We start from the raw sequence: 20,747 nt of genomic DNA, 5'->3' as shown, positions 1-20,747 counted from the left end.
AGTCCCGCTCGGCGCCGGGCCCGACGGGCTCCTGCGCGGCCTGAGGCGCCCCGGCAGCATCTGCTGCCCGCGTGTGCCCGTACGCCCCTCCGGACGGCTCTCCAGGGGCCTGGGCGGGCGCTTGCCCGGCCTGCTCGGTGGGGGCCTCCCCGGCCCGCTCCGGCCACGGCTGCCCGACCGTTCCCGTCACCCAGGGCGCGGGCGCGCCGCCGGGCAGGGTCGGGGGCGGGGTGCCGCCCCACTGCTCCACGAGCGACGACGTGCTGAACTCGCCGGATTCGTCCGGCAGGTCACCGCCCGCCACCGGAATGGACCACTCCCCGGTGACGTCCTGCCCGGCAGCGGTGGCCTGCTGCGCGCCCGCCGCCTCCGGGAAGGCCCACTGCCCGGTCGACCCCGGGTTGTACGTGAACCGGTCGCCGCCCTCCTCCCCCTGGGCCGCGCTCGGCTCGGGCCACCGGGCGCCCTCGGCGGGCGTGCCCCAGGTGCCGCCGGCGGCCGGGTCGGCGCCCGCGTCGCCCGGCGTGAACGTCGGGGGCACATAGCCGTGACCCGGTGCGGCCAGCGGGCTGTCGGAGGCGAGGAGGGCGTCGACACCCCCTTCGGGGAGCTGGACGAAGGCCGTGGCGCCGTCGTCGTAGTCCCCCTGTGGCAGCCGCTCCCAGGAGCCGCGGCCGTCCTGCTCCTCGTGCCGGTCGTCGGTCACGACAGCGCCCTCCCCAGTGCTCGTCGGGCCAGCGCGGCGACGGTGCGCCGCAGGTGCAGTACGGCGGGCGGAAGCTGCTGCGCGGTGCCGTCCTCCGCCGGGTCCGGGTCCGGGATGCAGGCCGCGGCGACGTACTCCCCGAAGGCGGTGAGGGCGTCGGGGACGATCGCGCGGTTGTTGTCCCAGTCGATGAGCTGGGCGACCCACTGCTCGGCGTCCAGGGGGCGCAGCGGCATCGGGGCTATGGCGCCGACGGCGCAGCGCACGCCGCGCCGGGCCGGGTCGAGGACGAGGGCCACGGACGCCATGGCGCGGCCGGGTCCGGTGCGTCCGGTCGCCTTCAGGAAGACCTGGGGGGCGTGCAGCAGCGGCACGCGCACGTAGCCGATGAGTTCGCCGGCGCGCAGCATCTCCACGCCGGCGAGCAGGTGCGAGACCGGGATCTCGCGGCGGGCTCCGTCGGGGCCCGCGATGATCAGCGTGGCCTCCAGGGCGGCCAGCACCGGCAGAGCGTCCCCGGTGGGGGCCGCCGAGGCGATGTTGCCGCCCAGGGTGCCCGCGTTGCGGATGTGCGGCGGTCCGGCCGCGCGCGACGCCGCCGCGAGGGCGGGGATGAGGGCCGCGAAGTCGGGGCGCCCCATGCGTGCGTGGGTGAGCCCGGCGCCGAGCAGCGCGTGCCCGTCCTGGTACTGCCAGCCGCGGATCTCGCTGATGCGGCCGAGCCCGACCAGCGCGGCGGGCCGCAGCTGCCCGGAGTTGACCGCGGCCATCAGGTCGGTGCCGCCCGCCACGGGGACGGCGGCCGGCATGGCGGCGAGGACCGCCACTGCCTCGTCCAGCGAGGCGGGCAGCGTCACGGCCTGCGCCGCCTGCGGTGCGTGCGTGGTCAATCCGGCTGCCCCTTCCCACTGCCCCACCTGATCCCACCTGTGTTGCCGTACGGTACGTGCCGACAGGGCGGACGTGGCAACTCTGGCACATCTTCCCCCGCCGCCGACGCGGGGGTCCGCTAGGAGGCATTCGCCCCGCACCGGCGAGATGGTCCGTTTTGCCACGACATCGCCGCCAGAGGCACATTGCCGCTCTTCGGTGAGCCCTGTGCGGCTTTCTTCCGTGCGGGGTCACGTTGGCAGGCAGTCGGGCCCCTCGCCCTGCCCTCGGGAAGCGCCTCACACGTTCGGGGGCGCACCCTCGATAGGGCGTCCGAGCACGCCGGGCCGCCGCTGCCACGGCCGCGGTCCCGCGGGCGGCCGGTAGGCGACCCCCAGGGCGTCGAGCCGCCGGTAGTGGGCCGCCATCCGCCGCTCGAAGTCCGCGAAGTCGCGGTCCGCGGGGGCGGGCAGGGCACTCCAGGCGACCTCGGCGAACGCCGCGAGCCGGGGGAAGGTCTGGTAGTCCACGCGCGCCTGATCCTCCATCACCTCGGTCCAGACGTTGGCCTGGGCGCCGAGCACGTGCCGCGCCTGTTCCCCGGTGAGCTGCGGCGGCACCGGCTCGAAACGGTAGACGTCCTCCAGGGTGCGCACATACCCGATGGGCACCGGTTCGTCCTCGCCGCCGGCCTGACGATGGTCCAGGTACACCTGCTGCTCAGGGCACATCACGACGTCGTGCCCGGCGCGGGCGGCCGTGATGCCGCCCGCGTACCCGCGCCACGAGGACACGGCGGCGCCCTCCGCCAGGCCGCCCTGGAGGATCTCGTCCCACCCGATGAGCCGGCGGCCGCGCTCGGCGAGCCAGACGGCGAAGTGCCGGACGAACCACGCCTGGAGTTCGTCCTCGTCGGCCAACCCCAGGTCCCTGATGCGCGCTTGGGCGGCCGGGGACCGCCGCCACTGGTCCTTGGGGCATTCGTCGCCGCCGATGTGGACGAAGCCGGAGGGGAACAGTTCCAGGACCTCCTCGAAGACCCCTTCGTAGAACCGGACGGTGGTGCCGGTGGGGGCGAGTACGTTGGCGCTGACGCCCCAGTCGTCCCAGACCGTGAGGGAGGCGGTGTCGATGACGTCGGTGTTGCCGAGTTCCGGATACGCGGCGATGGCCGCCTGGCTGTGTCCCGGCACGTCGATCTCGGGGACGACGGTGATATGCCGTTCGGCCGCGTACGCGACGATCTCGCGGATGTCGTCCTGCGTGTAGAAACCACCGTGCGGCTTCTCCTCCCACAGCGGCGAGGCGCGATGGCCGGATTTCGTGCGCGCCCGCCAGGATCCGACCTCGGTGAGCCTCGGATACCGCTTGATCTCGATGCGCCAGCCCTGGTCGTCGGTGAGGTGGAAGTGGAACACGTTGAGTTTGTGGGCGGCCATCAGATCCAGATAGCGCAGGACGCCCTTCGTGGGCATGAAGTGCCGGGCGACATCCAGCATGAGACCGCGCCAGCGGAAACGGGGGGCGTCGTCGATCGTCACGGCGGGCACCGGCCACTTTCGCCTCCCCGTGACCGGGGCACGGCGGAATGCCTCCGGGCCGAGCAGTTGACGGAACGTCTGGGCACCCCAGAACACACCGGTCTCGCTCGCTCCGTCGATGACGAGGGCATATCCGTCGGCCGTGAGGCGGTATGCCTCGGGGCTGCCGAGTTCCCCGGCGAGAGCGGGGACGATCCGCAGCAGAACACGGTTCGGGGTGTCGCCGGTGTGCGGCGGCAGGGAAAGCCCGGTCGCCGCGCCCACGGTGGCCCTCAGCCAGCGCGCGACCCGCTCGGTGCCCGGGGCCGCGTCGATCCCGGTTTCCTCGTCGATGACGTATCCCGCGCCGGTGCCGGCCGACGGCGAGATGCTCCGGGGAACGGGGAGGGGAGCGGGGATCGGCACCACCCCGTGTCCGGGGTACCGGGAGTGCGGGACATCGCGCATGTCGTCAGCCCTTCACCGCTCCGCCCGGTCCTGGGACCAGCCGGCGCTGCAGGAGTACGAAGAAGACCGGTACCGGAATCGTCATCACCGTCCGGCCGGTGGAAGACGAGGAGCGCCATCGGCGGCGCCGACCGGGAGATGTCGCTGATGATGAACGACTTCGCGAACAGGAAACCGTTCCCAGGGGCTCGGGAACGGCCTGCACGAAACCCCTCAGCATCCAGATCGCGAGGCGCAGCGAGAAGGCGATGTGCGACAGATCAGCGAGCCCAGGGTGTTGTGCCGGCCCAGGTCCCGCATAAGGAAGAAGAGGGGGACGGTCAGGGCCTCCACGGGCACTGTCCGGGCGATCGGAAACATGATCTGCAGGGTGGTCCGGAAACGTAAGCGGAATCGTGTCACGGCCGTCGCCGCGAGAAACGCGTTCAGCGTGGAGGCGACGACCGGGGAGCCCGCCACGAAAGCGCTGTGAAGGAAGTGACGGCCGAATTCCTGCTGCCCGAAGACGCGCCGGAAGGAATCCGCCGACGGGGACAGCGTCCACGGTCGCGGTTCGGTCGACTGGACGCGAACGCCTTCCGGCAGGCGTGCAGATCACCGACTGGATGGTGACCACGGTCAGGATCGGCCGGGGCATCGGGGCCGGCACCGAGCGCAGATCCGCCGCTGCGGGGCGCCGTCGAGCGCGCCGCCTCCAGGACCTCGGCCGGCACGGCTCGGATGCCCGCGCACACCGGTTCCTCCGGGGCTCGCCCGGACGCCCGGCGCGGCCGGCATCAGGGCGAGTCCCGGCAGGGCGCGGACGCGGGTGAGCAGGGGCGGCCGGGGGAACGGCGGTGCGGACTGGGAGCCTCATCGAGCATCCTCCGAGGACCGGCGCATTGCATCATGCGCAATGGCCGTTCTGCCCTGCACAACGCATCGGAGGCTACGGGCTGCATGAACATGCCCACAAGAGGTCTCGACCACTCCGCGACCGCCCGGCGCGCTCCGTGCGGCGGCGCGGGACCGGAAGAAGGCACAAAGGCCCCCGGGACGCACCAGAGGGCGTCCCGGGGGCCCGGCAGTCACCGAAGGGCGGGCCGGCGGGCTACTTGTCCCCGCCCTTGTCGTCCTCGCCGCCGCCCATGGAGTCGTAGATCTCCTTGCACATGGGGCAGACGGGGTACTTCTTCGGGTCTCGGCCCGGCACCCACACCTTGCCGCACAGCGCCACGACGGGCGTGCCGTCCAGGGCGCTCGCCATGATCTTGTCCTTCTGGACGTAGTGGGCGAAGCGCTCGTGGTCGCCGTCGCCGTGCGACACCTGTGGCGTCGGCTCTACGAGGGTTCCCGTACCGGTACCGCGCTCGGGCTCAAGAGTGCTCATACCGCCAAGCGTACTGAAGCGCACAGGCATCAGTTGAGAGAAGGGTCGTCCGGATAGGTGGCCACCATCGCGAGCTCGCTGCGCTGACGGCGCAGGACCTCCCGCCAGAGTCTCTCCGGCGCCGGGGAGGACACATCGCCGGGCTCCGACTCGACGACGTACCACGCCCCCTCCACCAGCTCGTCCTCAAGCTGGCCGGGCCCCCAGCCCGCGTATCCCGCGAAGATGCGCAGGGACCCCAGCGCCTTGGCGAGCAGTTCGGGCGGCGCCTCCAGGTCGACCAGGCCGATCGCGCCGTGCACCCGGCGCCAGCCGAGCGGGGCGCTCTCCCCGGAGGCACCGCCGGGGATCACCGCGACACCGAGTGCCGAGTCCAGGGACACCGGCCCGCCCTGGAAGACGACACCGGGCTCGCCCGCGAGGTCCGCCCAGCCCTCCAGGATGTCGCCCACATCGACGGGGGTGGGGCGATTGAGGACCACACCGAGCGAGCCCTCCTCGTCGTGGTCGAGGAGCAGCACCACCGCGCGGTCGAAGTTCGGGTCCGCCAGGGCGGGCGTGGCCACGAGCAGCCGCCCTGTGAGCGAGGACACCTCGGTCATGCCAGACATGATCCCGCATCTTCCCTCCGCATGGGGAGGCAATCCGGGTACATGGGTGAATGCGGCCACGCCCCGAGCGGTAACCCCATGCGTCCGGTTACGCACGGTTCGTGTTGTGGCAAACCTATGACGTTGCTGGGAGGTACGCGGGCTTACTGAAGGGGGGTCGACGGCCATTACGCTTACGTCTCCGGCCCCTGCCCACTCCACGGAACGAGATACATGACCGTCAACGACGATGTCCTCCTTGTCCACGGCGGAACCCCGCTGGAGGGCGAGATCCGTGTCCGCGGTGCGAAGAACCTCGTGCCGAAGGCCATGGTCGCCGCTCTGCTGGGCAGTGCCCCGAGCAGGCTGCGCAACGTCCCCGACATCCGCGATGTGCGCGTCGTGCGCGGGCTGCTGCAACTGCACGGCGTGACGGTCCGTCCGGGTGAGGAGCCCGGCGAACTGGTGCTCGACCCGACGCACGTGGAGAGCGCGAACGTCGCCGACATCGATGCCCACGCCGGCTCCTCACGCATCCCGATCCTGTTCTGCGGCCCGCTGTTGCACCGGCTGGGGCACGCGTTCATCCCGGGCCTCGGCGGCTGCGACATCGGCGGCCGGCCGATCGACTTTCACTTCGACGTACTGCGGCACTTCGGCGCGGTCATCGAGAAGCGCGCGGACGGCCAGTACCTGGAGGCGCCCAAAGGACTGCGCGGCACGAAGATCCGGCTGCCGTACCCGTCGGTCGGCGCGACGGAGCAGGTGCTGCTGACGGCCGTGCTCGCCGAGGGCGTGACCGAACTGGCCAACGCGGCCGTGGAGCCGGAGATCGAGGACCTCATCTGCGTGCTGCAGAAGATGGGCGCGATCATCGCGATGGACACCGATCGCACGATCCGCATCACCGGTGTGGACAAGCTCGGCGGCTACACCCACCGCGCGCTCCCGGACCGCTTGGAGGCCGCGTCGTGGGCCTCGGCGGCGCTGGCCACCGAGGGCAACATCTATGTCCGGGGCGCACAGCAGCGCTCGATGATGACGTTCCTGAACACCTACCGGAAGGTGGGCGGCGCCTTCGAGATCGACGACGAGGGCATCCGTTTCTGGCACCCCGGTGGGCAGTTGAAGTCCATCGCGCTGGAGACGGACGTGCACCCGGGCTTCCAGACGGACTGGCAGCAGCCGCTGGTGGTGGCCCTGACGCAGGCCACGGGCCTGTCCATCATCCACGAGACGGTGTACGAGTCCCGCCTCGGATTCACCTCCGCGCTCAACCAGATGGGCGCCCACATCCAGCTGTACCGCGAGTGCCTCGGCGGCTCCGACTGCCGCTTCGGCCAGCGCAACTTCCTGCATTCCGCGGTGGTTTCGGGCCCGACGCGACTGCAGGGCGCCGACCTGGTCATCCCCGACCTCCGCGGCGGCTTCTCGTACCTGATCGCGGCCCTGGCGGCCCAGGGCACCTCCCGGGTCCACGGCATCGACCTGATCAACCGCGGCTACGAGAACTTCATGGAGAAGCTCATGGAGCTCGGCGCCAAGGTCGAACTCCCGGGCAAGGCCCTCGGCTGACCCTCCTCGGGCCCCGGCGGGCCGGTGCCGGGGGACGGACGTACGCGAGGGGCGGTCACCCCGGCAGGGTGACCGCCCCTTTGGCCTTACCGGGCCGGTGCTCCGCGCCGAGTGGCGGCACCGGGCCCCCTCGTGCCGTCCCGTCGCGGGCACGGCCTCGTACGTCGTCCCGTGGCGTACGACGGCAAGATCACTTACCCTTGGCGGCTTCCTTGAGCTTGGAGCCCGCGGAGACCTTCACGCTGTAGCCGGCCGGGATCTGGATGGGGTCGCCGGTCTGCGGGTTGCGCGCGGTGCGAGCGGCACGGTGGGTGCGCTCGAAGGTCAGGAAGCCAGGGATGGTGACCTTCTCGTCGCCCTTGGCGACGACCTCGCCGACGGTCTCGGCGAACGCGGCCAGCACGGCGTCGGCGTCCTTGCGGGTCACCTCGGCGCGGTCGGCCAGCGCGGCCACCAGCTCACTGCGGTTCATGTTGTTACTCCCGTGTTCTTCTTGCCGTTGAGGCGTGCCACGCGGCGGAGCCGCATGTCGGGCACGGCGAAGCCGATGCTGCCAGGGTCCTCGGTGAGTCCCCGGACCCGGGTCCGTCGTCAGACCCTCGCGCCCGAAGACGCATCCTGCCCCCACCTGCGGCGGGAAAGCCAATCCGGCACCCGTAGGAGTCGTGAGAACACCCTTGGGAGTCACACGAAAAGCGCCACTGCCTCACAGCGGTGACGCTGCCTCCGCTCCCGGCAACGGACGGCAGGGCGTCAGGGCCCCGCCTGGCCGCCACCCTAGGGCGGCCGGGCGGCCGGGGTTCCGCGACGCGCCGGGCCGGGCAACCGTGGCAAGGGTCACAGCGGCGTACGGTGCCGCCGGGGCCCGGCGTCTAGGGGGTGTTTCGAAAGTCCTGTGCGGTGCCCGCGGTGCCCGCGGTGTCCGGTGCGTGCTCTCGGCGTGCCGGACGAAAGCCCTCGTACTGAACGTACTTGGGGTTTCGGCCGGTGCGGCGAGAGGGGGCGCCCCCTGCTCGAAGAGCCTGGGGGAGCGTGCCGGGCACCGTGGGTGCTGTGCCGGACTTTCGAAACACCCCCTAGTGGGCCGCCGCCCCCGCCGCGCGCGCCGCGGTGCGCACCGCCCCGGCGACCGCGCCCGCGACCTTGTCGTTGAACACACTCGGGACGATGTAGTTCGGGTTCAGCTCGTCCTCGGTCACCACGTCCGCGAGGGCCGTCGCGGCGGCCAGCATCATGTCCGTGTTGACGGTGCGGGACTGGGCGTCGAGCAGTCCGCGGAAGACGCCCGGGAACACCAGGACGTTGTTGATCTGGTTGGGGAAGTCGGAGCGGCCCGTGGCCACAACGGCCGCCGTCTGACGGGCGATTGCCGGGTCGACCTCGGGGTCCGGGTTCGCGAGCGCGAACACGATCGCGCCCTCGGCCATGGCGGCCACGTCGAAACCGTCGAGCACGTTCGGGGCGGAGACGCCGATGAAGACGTCGGCGCCGCGCACGGCCTCCTTGAGCGTGCCCGTCAGGCCCTCGGGGTTGGTGTTCTCCGCGATCCAGCGCAGCGGCGAGTCGGCCGGGGCGTCCACCAGGTCCTCGCGGCCGGCGTGCACGACGCCCTGGATGTCGGCGACGACGGCGTTCTTCACGCCCGCCGCGAGCAGCAGCTTCAGGATCGCCGTACCGGCCGCTCCGGCGCCCGACATCACGACGCGCACACTCTCAACCGCCTTGCCCACCACGCGAAGTGCGTTGGTGAGGGCGGCGAGGACGACGATCGCGGTGCCGTGCTGGTCGTCGTGGAAGACGGGGATGTCGAGGGCCTCGCGCAGCCGGGCCTCGATCTCGAAGCAGCGGGGCGCGGAGATGTCCTCAAGATTGATGCCGGCGAACCCGGGGGCGATCGCCTTGACGATCTCGACGATCGCGTCGGTGTCCTGGGTGTCGAGGCAGATCGGCCAGGCGTCGATGCCGGCGAAGCGCTTGAAGAGGGCCGCCTTGCCCTCCATGACGGGCAGCGCGGCCTTCGGGCCGATGTTGCCGAGGCCCAGGACGGCCGAGCCGTCGGTCACGACCGCAACCGAGTTGCGCTTGATCGTCAGGCGGCGGGCATCCTCCGGGTTCTCCGCGATCGCCATGCACACCCGCGCGACACCCGGCGTGTAGATCATGGAGAGGTCGTCGCGGTTGCGGATGGGGTGCTTGGAGGCCATCTCGATCTTGCCGCCGAGATGCATGAGGAACGTACGGTCCGAGACCTTGCCCAGCGTCACGCCCTCGATGCCGCGCAGCTTCTCGACGATCTCCTGCGCGTGGGAGGTGGAGGTGGCGGCGATGGTGACGTCGATGCGGAGCTTCTCGTGGCCGGACGCCGTGACGTCGAGGCCGGTCACCGAGCCTCCGGAGGACTCCACGGCGGTGGTGAGCTGCGAGACGGCGGTTCCGCTCGCGGGCACCTCCAGCCGGACCGTCATCGAGTAGGAGACGCTGGGCGCCGTAGCCATGGCCGACTTCCTCTGCTTTCACCTGTCGCTGCTGTGCCGTCCGATCGTCGCACCTACCGGGGAGTACGCGGTAACCGCACCGCATTGCGAACGTTTTGTTCACCGGGCCGTCGCCGTGCGTCGCCGTGCGTCGCACACCGTCACCTCGTACCGTCTTCCGTAGTCTTCGGAAAGTGACTTTCACCATACGAGAAACGACTGGAACGGTGGGAGGGAACAAAACGGTGGGAGGGAACAAGAAGAGCAAGAGGTCCGCGTCACAAGTGACGCGGACCTCTGAACGCCGGGCGGCACCGACCCGCCATGCTCGCCTCGCGGCAAGTGGTCGCTCGAAGCGACAAAGGTTGGGCCCGGGGGCTTGGATCGGGCCGGTGCCACACCCAGGCTAACAAACGGATCCCGAAAGACCATTCCCGTACGGCCAGTTCATCCTCCCGGCCCGTCCGTACGGATCAGTCCCGCCCGGCCCCGCCCTGTCCCGGTCAGTCCCGCAGCAGGTCCGGAACCCCGTTTGCGTCCGGCTCGTCCCCGTCCCCCGAGACCACCGTCAGCTGCTGGGTCGCCCTGGTCAGAGCCACATAGAGCACCCGCAGGCCGGCGGGACTCTCGTCGGCGATCTCCGCCGGAGAGACGACGACCGTCGCGTCGTACTCCAGCCCCTTGGCCTCCAGGCTGCCGAGCGCCACGACCCGGTCGCCCAGCCCCTCCAGCCAGCGGGCCGCCTCCGCGCGCCGGTGCATGGCGACGACGACGCCGACCGTGCCGTCGACGAGGCCGAGCAGCCGGGCGGCCTCCTTGCGGACGGTCTCGCCCCGGGCGTCCCCCGCCACCGTGAACCGCGGCACCACCCCCGTGGAGCGGACGGCCGACGGGGCCTCGGCTCCCGGCATGGCGAGGGCGAGCACCTTGGAGGCCAGGTCGGCGATCTCGGCCGGGTTGCGGTAGTTCACCGTGAGGGTGAAGCGGCGGCGCGGGCGGGTGCCGAGCGCCTCGTCACGCGCCTGTGCCGCCTCGTCCGGGTCCGACCAGGACGACTGGGCCGGGTCGCCGACCACGGTCCAGGTCGCGTGCCGGCCGCGGCGCCCGACCATCCGCCACTGCATCGGGGTGAGGTCCTGCGCCTCGTCGACGATCACATGCGCGTACTCGGTGCGCTCCTGGGCGAGCCGCTCCGCACGCTCGCGCTGCGACTCCTCGCGTGCGGGCATCAGCTCCTCAAGCCCGGTCAGCTGGTCGAGCGGGTCCAGCTCGCGCCGCTTCTTCGGGCGGGCCGGCAGCCCCAGGACGGACTGCAGCTCATCCAGCATGGCCACGTCGTGCACGGACAGCCCGCCGCGTCCCAGTGAGCGCGCGACCCTGCGCACCTCACCGGGGGTGAGGACACGCCGCGCCCAGCGGGCAAGGCGCCGCTCGTCGGCCATCGCCGCCAGGACGGCCCTCGGGGTCAGTTCCGGCCACCAGGCATCCAGGAACTCGGTGAAGGCGTCCTCGCAGGCGACGTCCTCGTCGAACGAGGAGCGCAGCTCGGCGGCCAGCTCGGGGTCGGTGTGCCGGCCGTCCGCGCCGGAGTGCGCCCACAGCGCGTCCAGGAGGAGCTTGCGGGCGCGCGGGCGCAGCAGATTCACCGGGGCGGTGCCGTTCAGGGCGGTGTGGCGGATGCGCTCCAGTTCCCCGGCCTGGAGTTCCAGGCGGCGGCCGAAGGCGACGACCCGCAGCCGGGACGGCGGATCACCCAGCTCCAGGGCTCCGCGGGCGGCCTTGCGCAGCACTTTGAGCATGCGGTACGAGCCCTTGGCGCGGGCCACGGACGGGGAGTCGTACAGGGTGGCCTCGGCTCCGTCCACGAGGGAGCCGATGGCGCGGATGGCGACCTGGCCCTCCTCGCCGAGCGACGGCAGCACGCCCTCGGTGTACGCGACCAGCAGCGGCGTCGGCGAGACGACCAGGATGCCGCCCGAGTACCGGCGCCGGTCCTGGTAGAGGAGGTAGGCGGCCCGGTGCAGGGCGACGGCGGTCTTCCCGGTGCCGGGGCCGCCCTCGACATAGGTCACGGAGGCGGCGGGGGCGCGGATGACCAGGTCCTGCTCGGCCTGGATGGACGACACGATGTCCCGCATGGTGTGGCTGCGGGCCCGTCCGAGGGCGGCCATCAGGGCGCCGTCGCCGATCACCGGGAGTTCGCAGCCGTCGAGGAACGCCCTCAGCTCGGGCCGCATCAGGTCGTCCTCGACGCCGAGCACCCTGCGCCCCTTGGAGCGGATGACCCGGCGGCGCACGACCCGTCCGGGGTCGACCGGGGTGGAGCGGTAGAAGGGGGCGGCGGCGGGCGCCCGCCAGTCGATGACCAGGGGCGCGTACTCCTCGTCGAGGACGCCGATGCGCCCGATGTGCAGGGTCTCGGCGATGTCGGCGGTGTTGTCGGGGCGCACCGCGCCCTCGGCGGGCTCGATCGCCGTGTAGGCGCCGTCCGGGCCCTTCTTGCCGTCCTTGCCGAGCAGCAGGTCGATCCGCCCGAAGAGGAAGTCCTCGAACTCGTTGTTGAGCCGGTTGAGGTGGATGCCCGCCCGGAAGACCTGCGCGTCGCGCTCCGCCAGGGCTCCCGGGGTGCCGACCTGCCCGCGCCTGGCCGCGTCCCGCATCAGGAACTCCGCCTCGTGGATCTTCTCCTCCAGGCGCCGGTAGACCCGGTCGAGGTGTTCCTGTTCGACGCTGATCTCCCGGTCGCGGAGCGAGTCGTGCGCGGACCTGCCGACCGGGCCGAGCGCGGTCTCCTGTTGAACCTGAGCGGCCACCGGGCCCCCTTCTGACGTGCTGGGCAGCCGTCCACCGTACGCGAAGGGGGGCCGACGAGGCTATGGATCCGCTCCACGGCTTCCGGCACGCATCGGCCCGCGGCGTGCTCGAACGTCCGCCGCGGGGGTGCTCGGCCGGTGGGGCGACGGCTACGCGTTCACCTCCACCAGCCGCTTGCCGTCGAACGTCATGACCTCGAAGTGATCGATCTGGTTCGGCTTGAAGGCGGCGCCGCCGTGCACGTACAGCGGATTCTTCGCCTCCTCGGTCTTGGCACCGGGAATGCCGTAGCCCCATGTCGGGACGGCCCACGAGGTGACCGTCTCGCGCTCGCCGTTCTTGCCGACGGCGACCAGGGAGCACCTGAGCGGCCCCTTGACGTTCTTCAGCTGGAGGACGGCGTGCGTGCCCCAGTCCTTGGCCTCCAGGGCGACCACGGCGTCGACCTTGCTGCTCGGGTCGACCGCCGAGTGCTTGTCGGTCATGTGCTGGAAGGCCGTCTTGGCGGGGCCCGCGGCCAGGGGATCGACGGTGCCGCCGTCACCGCCGCCGTTCACCGCCATCACGGTGAGCGGGCCGCCGATGATCAGCGCGGCCGCGGCCGCCACGAGGTAGAAGCGGCGCCGGCGCTTGTGGGCGCGCCGCTCGGAGACCTCGTCGATCAGCCGCTCGACCAGCCGTGGACTGGGTTTCGCGGACAGCGACTCGCCGATGGCCGGGCTGCCCTGGCTGCCGGGCAGGTCCGCGAGCGCGGCCAGCATCGGCTCCATCCCGGCGAGGTCGTCCAGTTGCTGGGCGCACCAGTCACAGGTGGCGAGGTGCGCCTCGAAGGCGGTCGCCTCGGCGTCGTCGAGGATTCCGAGGGCATAGGCGCCGACGGTCTCGTGGATGTCGCCCTGGCCTTGTGGCCCTCTTACGGCCCCTGGGCCGCCGGTGCCGAATCCCCCGTACATATTGCTCATGCCGTCACCCCCCGCTCCTCCAGTGCCAGCTTCATCGACCGCAGGGCGTAGAACACCCTGGAGCGCACCGTTCCGCTGGGGATACCGAGCGTTTCGGCCGCCTCATTGACCGTACGCCCTTTGAAGTACGTTTCGACCAGGACCTCCCGATGGGCCGGGGTCAGGTCGTCCAGCGCGTCCGACAGTGTCATCAGCCACAACGCCTTGTCGATCTCGTCCTCCGCGGGGATGACCTCCAGCGGCGACGGATCGACCTCCTGCGGCCGGGCCTGCCGGCTGCGGTGGCCGTCGATGACGATGCGCCGGGCGACCGTCACCAGCCAGGGGCGTACCGAACCGGTTGCTCGATTGAGCTGACCGGCGTTCTTCCAGGCACGGATGAGCGTCTCCTGCACGACGTCCTCGGCTCGCTGCCGGTCGCCGGCGACCAGCCGCAGCACGTAGGCGAGCAGGGGTCCCGCGTGTTCCCGGTACAGGGCGCGCATCAGCTCCTCGTCCGGCTCCGTCGAGGAGGACGCCGAGGACGAGGTCATGCGATGCCGGGCCCTTGGCCTGCGTTCATCAGCCACGGCGGAATCCTTGCGCACGCCTACCTCCGGTGTCCGGGGGTTCCCCCAGTCGGTCGCTCGCATCCGGGTACGCAGACGGCCGCCGCCGTGTTCAACGTGACACCGCAATTTTCCTGGGAGAGGTGTGGGGGGCCGCACTTGCGGGCACCCATTTCTCCCCCAAGGGGACATACGCACACCGCCCCGAAGAGACCCAGGTCACAGCCGCCGCATCCTTCACTCCCGACCATGGCGTGATCATCGTGTGAAAATTTGGCCGAACCTTGGTGGAGAAATCGTCGAGACGGTGGCGCCGATTGCCGGTGAATGATCGCCAGTTGCCCCGGATGGCGGTTTTCGGGGCTACGCGCGGGCCAGGGCCGCGCGGCGGCGGTGCCGGGCCACCCGTTCACGATTGCCGCACACCTCGCTGGAGCACCAGCGGCGGCGCCGGCCCCGGGACGTGTCCAGGTAGACGATGGGGCAGTTGTCGCCCTCGCACTGCCGCAGACTCGCCCGCGCCCCGGGGTCCGTCAGCAGCTCGATCGTCTCGCGCGCGATCACGGCCAGGAGCTGCCCGCACTCCGGCGGCGTCCGCAGCCGACGCACCAGCCCGCCGTCCTCCGCGCGCAGCGCGCACGGCGCGGGTGGCGCGGCCCGCGCCACCGCGTTGACCCGCGTCAGCGCACCGTCCGCCGGCCGCCCGTCCAGTTCGCCTCGCACCAACCGGCCTATGTCGGCGCGCAGTTCGTGGAAGGCCGCCAGCCACTCCGCGTCCACCGCGGCCAGCGGCGTACCCGGCGGCACCAGCCCGGCCCCGGCGATCCACGCCCGCAACCGCTCCATCGATTCGAGCCGTTCCGCGGGATGCGTGGTCGCCAGCAGGTCCAGGCAGGTCCGACCGGAGTCGAACCGCAGCTCGTACGAGGCCGTGGCCGTGCCCGATGCCATGTGCCTGTCACCGCCTTGGAGTTGCCGCCGCGAGCGACGACCGGTGGGTCCGTCGAGGGAGATGTCCGCGCCAGGGCGTGCCGGGGGCCGTGCTCCCCGGACACACCTCTACAGTGCCCGCCCGCGAGCGCCCCGAAAAGGTGCCGTACGGCCCCGCCCGCACCGTGGGCGCCCGCTCGTGCGTCCGCGTCCCGGCGATGCCCGCCACGCTGGGCCAGGTTGACCCCCCGTCATGGCCAAACGGGCCCTTGGACGCCCCGGACGGCACCGCACCGCACCGCACGGCACAGACCCGGCCGCGTCGCGGCAATGCCCGTCCTTGCGACTGAGGCTGACCTGCCGTCATGGCGGCACGGCCCCGCACGGCCCCGGACAGCACGGCACGGCACCGATCCGGCCGTGTCCCGGCGATGCCCGTCCCTCCACCCAGGCTGACCCACCGTCATGAACAGGACGCCCCCGCACGGCACCGCACGGCCCCGCACAGCACGGCCCCGCACGGCACCGACCGCACGCCCTGGCCGAGGGCCGGCGCCGCGGCGCGGATCGCCGGTCCGGCCGCCGTGCGCGGCTACTTCGAGGACGCCCGGGTCCGCCTGGAGCCTCGCAGGGGCCTTCTGTCCACGCTCGCGCCGGCCTGCCTCATCCGAGCGCCGCTGCCGCGTGGCCGGTCTCAGACGTCGGCGTACTTCGCGTCCGCCGCCGGGTCGAGTGCCAGGCGGTAGCCGCGCTTGACCACCGTCTGGATCAGCTTGGGCGCCCCCAGGGCCGTCCGCAGCCGGGCCATCGCCGTCTCCACGGCGTGCTCGTCGCGTCCGGCGCCCGGCAGCGCCCGCAGCAGATCCGCCCGGGAGACCACCCAGCCCGGCCGTCGGCTCAGGGCGCGCAGCAGGGACATGCCGGCGGGCGGTACGGGCCGCAGCGCCCCGTCCACCAGCACCGCATGGCCGCGGATCTCCACCCGGCGGCCGGCGACGGGCAGCGATCGGGCCCGGCCCGGCAGCTCCTGGCACAGCAGCTGGACGAGCGGACCGAGCCGGAAGCGTTCGGGCTGGACCGTGTCGACGCCCCGGGCCTGCAGCGGCAGCGCGGTGACGGGACCGACGCAGGCGGGCAGCACGTCGTGGTGGAGGGCGCCGAGGAGTTCGGGCAGCATCCCGCGTTCCTCGGCGCGGGAGAGCAGGGACGCGGCGGCCGGGGCGCTGGTGAAGGTGAGGGCGTCCAGGCCGCGGGTGACGGCCGCGTCGAGGAGCCGGTCGACGGGCGCGATGTCCTCCGGCGGCATCCACCGGTACACCGGCACCCCGACGACCTCGGCGCCCCCGGCCCGCAGCGCCTCCACGAAGCCCGGCAGCGGCTCGCCGTGCAGCTGGACGGCGACGCGGCGGCCGTCGACGCCCTCGTCCAGGAGCCGGTCGAGGACCTCGGCCATGGACTCCGAGGCGGGCGACCACTCCTCGGTCAGCCCGGCGGCCCGTACGGCGCCCCTGACCTTGGGTCCGCGTGCCAGCAGCCGCACCCCCCGCAGCCGAGCGAGCAGGTCCTCCCCGAGCCCCCAGCCGTCGGCGGCCTCGATCCAGCCGCGGAAGCCGATCGCGGTGGTGGCGACCACCACGTCCGGCACCTGCTCCACCAACTCCTTGGTGGCCGCCAGCAGTTCTCCGTCGTCGGCAAGCGGCACGATGCGCAGGGCCGGGGCATGCAGGACGGACGCGCCGCGCCGCTGGAGCAGGGCGCCCAGCTCGTCGGCCCGCCGTGCGGCCGTCACGCCCACGGTGAACCCCGCGAGCGGGCCGTGTTCTGGTCGCTGCTGGTTGTCGTACATGGCTCTCGTCCCGCACTCGAGTCTGCAACAGGGTCGTACGTCGTCGTACCTACATGCCGACCGAGCCTGTCAACGGCGCATGACAGGCTCGGTTCCGCTTCATGTCGCCGGTGTTACATACGGCGGCATCACACTTCGGCATAGCTGAGCTGGGGATTCGCCTCGGAGGCAGAGGCTTCGGCCTGGGATTCGGCGGCCGGGCGGCGAAGGTATACGGCCCAGGTGACCGCGAAGCAGAGGCCGTAGTAGGCGAGGAAGGCGACGAAGGCACCCGTTCCGGTGCCGGCCGTGAGGAACGACTGCCGCAGCGCCAGGTTGATGCCGAGGCCGCCGAGGGCGCCCACCGCCCCGATGAGAGCCATGGAGGCGCCGGACAGCCGCCGCGCGTAGACGGCCGCCGCCTCCCCGGTCATGCCCTTCGACCCGGCCTTGGCCCGGAAGATGCCGGGGATCATCTTGTACGCGGATCCGTTGCCCACTCCGGTGAGCACGAACAGTGCGATGAACCCGCCGATGAACAACGGCAGCGAGTGGCGCACCGACGCGATGACGACGACCGTGGCCGCGACTGACATGAGCGCGAAGTTCCACAGGGTCACCCGCGCCCCGCCCAGCCGGTCGGCCAGTTGCCCGCCGACGGGCCGGATCAGCGAGCCCAGCAGGGGGCCGATGAAGGTGAGCGAGGCGGCCTGCAGCGGGGTGCGCCCGAACTGGTTCTGCAGCACCAGCCCGAACGCGAAGCTGTAGCCGATGAACGAGCCGAAGGTCCCGATGTAGAGGAAGGACATGATCCAGGTGTGCGCTTCCTTCACGGCCTCCCTGGCGGCCCCGCTGTCGTTGCGCACCGGCGCGAGGTTGTCCATGTACCGGGAACTCAGCACGGTCGCCAGGACGATCAGCGGGATGTAGATCCCCAGCAGCAGGCGCGGGTGACCCGCTCCGGCCGTGCCGATGACCAGGAGCGCCACGAGCTGGACCACGGCGACGCCGATGTTGCCGCCGCCCGCGTTCATGCCGAGGGCCCAGCCCTTGAGCCGCAGCGGGTAGAAGCTGTTGATGTTGGTCATGGAAGAGGCGAAGTTCGCCCCGCCCACCCCGGTCAGGACCGCGACCGCCATGAAGGTGCCGTACGAGGTACCCGGCTCCATCACGATCAGCAGCGCCGTGGTCGGCACCAGCAGCAGGCCCGCGCTGAAGATGGTCCAGTTCCGTCCCCCGAACCGGGCGACGGCGAATCCGTAGGGCACCCGCAGCACCGCGCCCACCAGCGAGGCGACGGCCACCAGGAAGAACTTGCCGGCCGGGTCGATGCCGTACGCCGGGCCCATGAAGAGGGCCAGCACGGAGTACATGCTCCAGACGGAGAACCCGATGTGCTCGGAGATCACCGAGAAGGCGAGGTTCCGCCGGGCGATGCGCCGGCCGCCGGACTCCCAGAAGGCCTCGTCCTCGGGGTCCCACTGCTCGATCCAGTGGCCTGACCTGCTCTGTGCAGGGGCTGTGCTCGGGGCTGTCATGACGCCTCCACGGTTCTTCGGTGCCCGGGTGTCGTGCGCGGTGATGAGTCCCGAAGGTAGGGAGGACGCGTTTCCTGCCTGTGGCTGTGAGTGACCGGAAGAAAACGTTGCTCTCACGCGGCGCGCAGGGGCGTGGTGAGGGGGAAGGCCGGCTCCGGGCGCCACGGCACACCGGACGTGCCGAGATCGCCGTGGAAGAGGTTTCCTGCCGGTGAGCGTCGGCACGTGCCGCGTCATCCGCCCCGATTCATGACCCCCGCGTCCACGGCCGGGATCCACCCCCCGTCGGGCCGCCGCAGCCACCCCTCCGCGGCCGCGACCTCGGCCGACGCCCGTCGGAGCGCGTCGATCCCCGGGTGTGCCAGGCCCTTTCGCCACACCAGTGAGACGGGGGACAGCGGGACGGGGTCGACGAGCGGGCGCAGCACCGTCCCGGGGAGGGCCGGGAAGCCCACCACGGCGAGGACCGGGTGCCGCGTCCGGGCCATGAGCCGCTGGAACTCCTCCTCGCCGACGGCCAGCGGAAGCGGGGGCGCGACGTGAATGCCGTGCTGCTCGAAGAGCCGGTGCGCGAGGTCGGTCCACTCCGGTGTGCGGGGGTTGCCCGCGCCGGCGTACACGGTCTGCCCGGCCAGCGCGTCCAGCGGCACCGCCGCCGAGGACGCCAGCGGGTGGTCCTCGGGCAGGAGGAGCGCCATCGGCTCGTAGCGCACCGGCTGCTGGTCGAGGCCCGCCCGCAGGGACGGTGCGAGGCCCGCGAAACGGCCGAACGACGCGTCCAGCCGGCCCGCGAGCAGGTCGGCGGCGGCGCCCGTCAGACCGCTCTCGTAGCGGGCCATGAACTCCTGCTCGGGGGCCAGCTCACGGGCCCTGAGCAGCACCCGGCGCCCCGTCGTCAGACCCGGGGAGTTCAGGTCCACCAGCAGGGGGCGTGCCTGCCCGAAGACGGCGAGCAGTCCGTCGTGGGCGTCAAGGACCCGACGCGCGTACGGCACCAGCCGCTCGCCGTCGGGCGTGAGGGCCACCTGCCGGGTGGTGCGCACGAACAGGTCGGCGCCCAGCAGGCGCTCCAGCCGGCGGATGTCGCGGCTGAGCGCCTGCTGCGCCACATAGAGGCGGGCGGCGGCGCGGGTGAAGTGCAGTTCTTCGGCGACGGCGAGGAAGGCGCGCAGCAGCCGGAGGTCGAGGGTCGTGGCGGACATCCGGGGAACTTACAACCCGGGCGCGTCAATCGCCACGGACTTGGTGTTGGACCGCGGGGCGGCGCGCGGCCGACGGTTGAGCCATGCCGCAGCCGCCCTCTCCCTCAGCACCCCTGCCCGCGGTCGTGCAGGACACCCTGGTCCTGGCCGACCTCACCCGGCGCCGCCCGGCGGCCGGAGCGCCCTCCCCCGGCCGGACGGCCAAAGCGCCGTCCGCCGACCGCCCGGCCGGGGCACCGTCCCGCAACCCGTACCGCCGTCTCTTCGCCGTCCCCGGCGCCCTCGCCTTCACCACAGGCAACCTCATCGCCCGGCTGCCCATGGGCATGTTCAGCGTGAGCGCCGTCATCATGATCGCCGGCTCCCGGGGCTCGTACGCGCTGGCCGGCGCCGTCACCGCGACGGGCCTCGCGGCGACGGCCGTCGTCGCGCCGTGGATCGCGCGTCTCGTGGACCGTCACGGCCAGGCCCGGATCGCCGTCCCGGCAACGGCGTTCGCACTGCTCGGCGGCCTGGCCCTGCTGCTGTGCGTGCACTACGGCGCCCCGGACTGGACTCTCTTCGCCGCCTACGCCGCCACCGCCACCACGCCGAACATCGGCGGCATGGCCCGCGCCCGCTGGGCCCATCTGCTGCGCGGCGACCCCGAGTCCCTGCACACCGCGAACGCCTTCGAGCAGGTCGCGGACGAGCTGTGCTTCATGCTCGGCCCGGTGCTCGCCGCTCTTCTGTGCGGAACCCTCTTCCCGGAGGCCGGCACGCTGACCGGCGGGGTCCTGCTGATGACCGGCATGCTGCTGTTCACCGCGCAGCGCGCGACGGAACCGCCACCGGGCCGGCACGCACGGGCCGAGCCCCCGCTCCGCGCCCCCGGCATGCCGCCGCTGCTGCTCGGTCTCCTCGCCACCGGGGCGGTGTTCGGCTCGATGGAGGTCGTCACCGTCGCGTTCGCGGACGCGCAGGGCCACCGGTCGGCCGCGGGGGTCCTCCTCGGGCTGCAGGCGGCCGGGTCGTGTGCGGCCGGTCTCGTCTACGGCGCGCTGAAGCCCGCCGGCCCCGCCGAACGCCGCTATGTGTGGTGCCTCGCGGCCATGACGGCCCTGATGGCCCTGCCGCTGCTCGCGGCGCGCACGGCGGGCTCCCTCCTCGCACTCGCACCCGCGCTGCTCCTCGCGGGCATGGCCACCGCCCCCACCATGGTCACGGCGATGACCCTGGTGCAGCGGCGCACACCGGAGGGCCGGCTGAACGAGGGAATGACCCTGGCGGTGACGGGCCTGCTGGGCGGCATCGCCTGCGGCTCCGCCACCGGCGGCTGGGCGGCGGAGCACCTGTCCCCGACGGCCGGGTTCACGG

Annotated in this window: 15 protein-coding genes and 2 pseudogenes; 2 read left to right on the top strand and 15 right to left on the bottom strand. The window is 72.3% G+C overall.

The window, feature by feature from the left end; all coding sequences use genetic code 11:
* From ACFSL4_RS26520 to ACFSL4_RS26495, 6 genes and pseudogenes are all read right to left on the bottom strand, one after another.
* Positions 1-706: pseudogene (locus ACFSL4_RS26520) on the bottom strand ((2Fe-2S)-binding protein); the annotation flags it as partial.
* Complete coding sequence (locus ACFSL4_RS26515; RefSeq protein ID WP_381087909.1) at positions 703-1,596, bottom strand: FAD binding domain-containing protein; 894 nt, start codon at positions 1,594-1,596, stop codon at positions 703-705. The gene ACFSL4_RS26515 and the pseudogene ACFSL4_RS26520, both read right to left, overlap by 4 nt.
* 279 nt (positions 1,597-1,875) lie before the next feature.
* The gene (locus tag ACFSL4_RS26510; protein WP_381087907.1) at positions 1,876-3,564 is read right to left on the bottom strand and encodes a beta-N-acetylhexosaminidase; all 1,689 of its coding nucleotides are present in this window, start codon (positions 3,562-3,564) and stop codon (positions 1,876-1,878) included.
* A gap of 4 nt (positions 3,565-3,568) precedes the next feature.
* A pseudogene (locus tag ACFSL4_RS26505) lies at positions 3,569-4,158 on the bottom strand (ABC transporter permease family protein); the annotation flags it as partial.
* Between the two features lie 496 nt (positions 4,159-4,654).
* Positions 4,655-4,933 carry a DUF3039 domain-containing protein gene (locus ACFSL4_RS26500; protein ID WP_381087905.1) on the bottom strand — a complete coding sequence of 93 codons (279 nt, stop codon included), beginning with the start codon at positions 4,931-4,933 and terminating at the stop codon, positions 4,655-4,657.
* Positions 4,934-4,962: 29 nt separating this feature from the next.
* Positions 4,963-5,535, bottom strand: coding sequence for a YqgE/AlgH family protein (locus ACFSL4_RS26495; protein WP_381087903.1), 573 nt, complete (start codon positions 5,533-5,535; stop codon positions 4,963-4,965).
* Between the two features lie 222 nt (positions 5,536-5,757).
* On the opposite strand from ACFSL4_RS26495, the gene murA reads away from it, so the two are divergent.
* On the top strand, positions 5,758-7,098 hold the full coding sequence (gene murA, locus ACFSL4_RS26490) for a UDP-N-acetylglucosamine 1-carboxyvinyltransferase (RefSeq protein ID WP_381087900.1): 1,341 nt from the start codon (positions 5,758-5,760) through the stop codon (positions 7,096-7,098).
* A 190-nt stretch (positions 7,099-7,288) separates the two neighbouring features.
* Here murA and ACFSL4_RS26485 read toward each other — a convergent pair whose 3' ends face one another.
* The 9 genes from ACFSL4_RS26485 to ACFSL4_RS26445 form a co-directional block, all read right to left on the bottom strand.
* Positions 7,289-7,570: an HU family DNA-binding protein gene (locus tag ACFSL4_RS26485; protein ID WP_007498188.1), complete on the bottom strand. Its 282-nt coding sequence runs from the start codon at positions 7,568-7,570 to the stop codon at positions 7,289-7,291.
* Between the two features lie 604 nt (positions 7,571-8,174).
* On the bottom strand, positions 8,175-9,593 hold the full coding sequence (locus ACFSL4_RS26480; protein ID WP_381087896.1) for an NAD-dependent malic enzyme: 1,419 nt from the start codon (positions 9,591-9,593) through the stop codon (positions 8,175-8,177).
* Positions 9,594-10,075: 482 nt separating this feature from the next.
* Positions 10,076-12,385, bottom strand: coding sequence for a HelD family protein (locus tag ACFSL4_RS26475; RefSeq protein ID WP_381087893.1), 2,310 nt, complete (start codon positions 12,383-12,385; stop codon positions 10,076-10,078).
* Positions 12,386-12,535: 150 nt separating this feature from the next.
* On the bottom strand, positions 12,536-13,348 hold the full coding sequence (locus ACFSL4_RS26470) for a zf-HC2 domain-containing protein (protein WP_381087890.1): 813 nt from the start codon (positions 13,346-13,348) through the stop codon (positions 12,536-12,538).
* Positions 13,345-13,881 carry a sigma-70 family RNA polymerase sigma factor gene (locus ACFSL4_RS26465; protein ID WP_234517176.1) on the bottom strand — a complete coding sequence of 179 codons (537 nt, stop codon included), beginning with the start codon at positions 13,879-13,881 and terminating at the stop codon, positions 13,345-13,347. The genes ACFSL4_RS26470 and ACFSL4_RS26465 overlap by 4 nt, the downstream gene beginning before the upstream one ends.
* 378 nt (positions 13,882-14,259) lie before the next feature.
* On the bottom strand, positions 14,260-14,847 hold the full coding sequence (locus ACFSL4_RS26460; RefSeq protein ID WP_381087888.1) for a CGNR zinc finger domain-containing protein: 588 nt from the start codon (positions 14,845-14,847) through the stop codon (positions 14,260-14,262).
* Positions 14,848-15,520: 673 nt separating this feature from the next.
* Positions 15,521-16,672, bottom strand: coding sequence for a uroporphyrinogen-III synthase (locus ACFSL4_RS26455; protein WP_381087885.1), 1,152 nt, complete (start codon positions 16,670-16,672; stop codon positions 15,521-15,523).
* A 128-nt stretch (positions 16,673-16,800) separates the two neighbouring features.
* Positions 16,801-18,189, bottom strand: a complete 1,389-nt coding sequence (locus tag ACFSL4_RS26450) for a nitrate/nitrite transporter (protein ID WP_381087883.1) — start codon at positions 18,187-18,189, stop codon at positions 16,801-16,803.
* Positions 18,190-18,422: 233 nt separating this feature from the next.
* A complete protein-coding gene (locus ACFSL4_RS26445) occupies positions 18,423-19,391 on the bottom strand; it encodes a LysR family transcriptional regulator (protein WP_381087880.1) in 969 nt (322 codons plus the stop codon).
* Positions 19,392-19,474: 83 nt separating this feature from the next.
* Here ACFSL4_RS26445 and ACFSL4_RS26440 point away from each other — a divergent pair.
* A partial coding sequence (locus tag ACFSL4_RS26440) for an MFS transporter (protein WP_381087877.1) occupies positions 19,475-20,747 on the top strand: 1,273 nt, incomplete at its 3' end.

The sequence above is a fragment of the Streptomyces caeni genome, from assembly GCF_042678285.1.
Lineage (GTDB): Bacteria > Actinomycetota > Actinomycetes > Streptomycetales > Streptomycetaceae > Streptomyces > Streptomyces caeni.
This window is presented reverse-complemented; position numbering and strand designations above follow the sequence as displayed.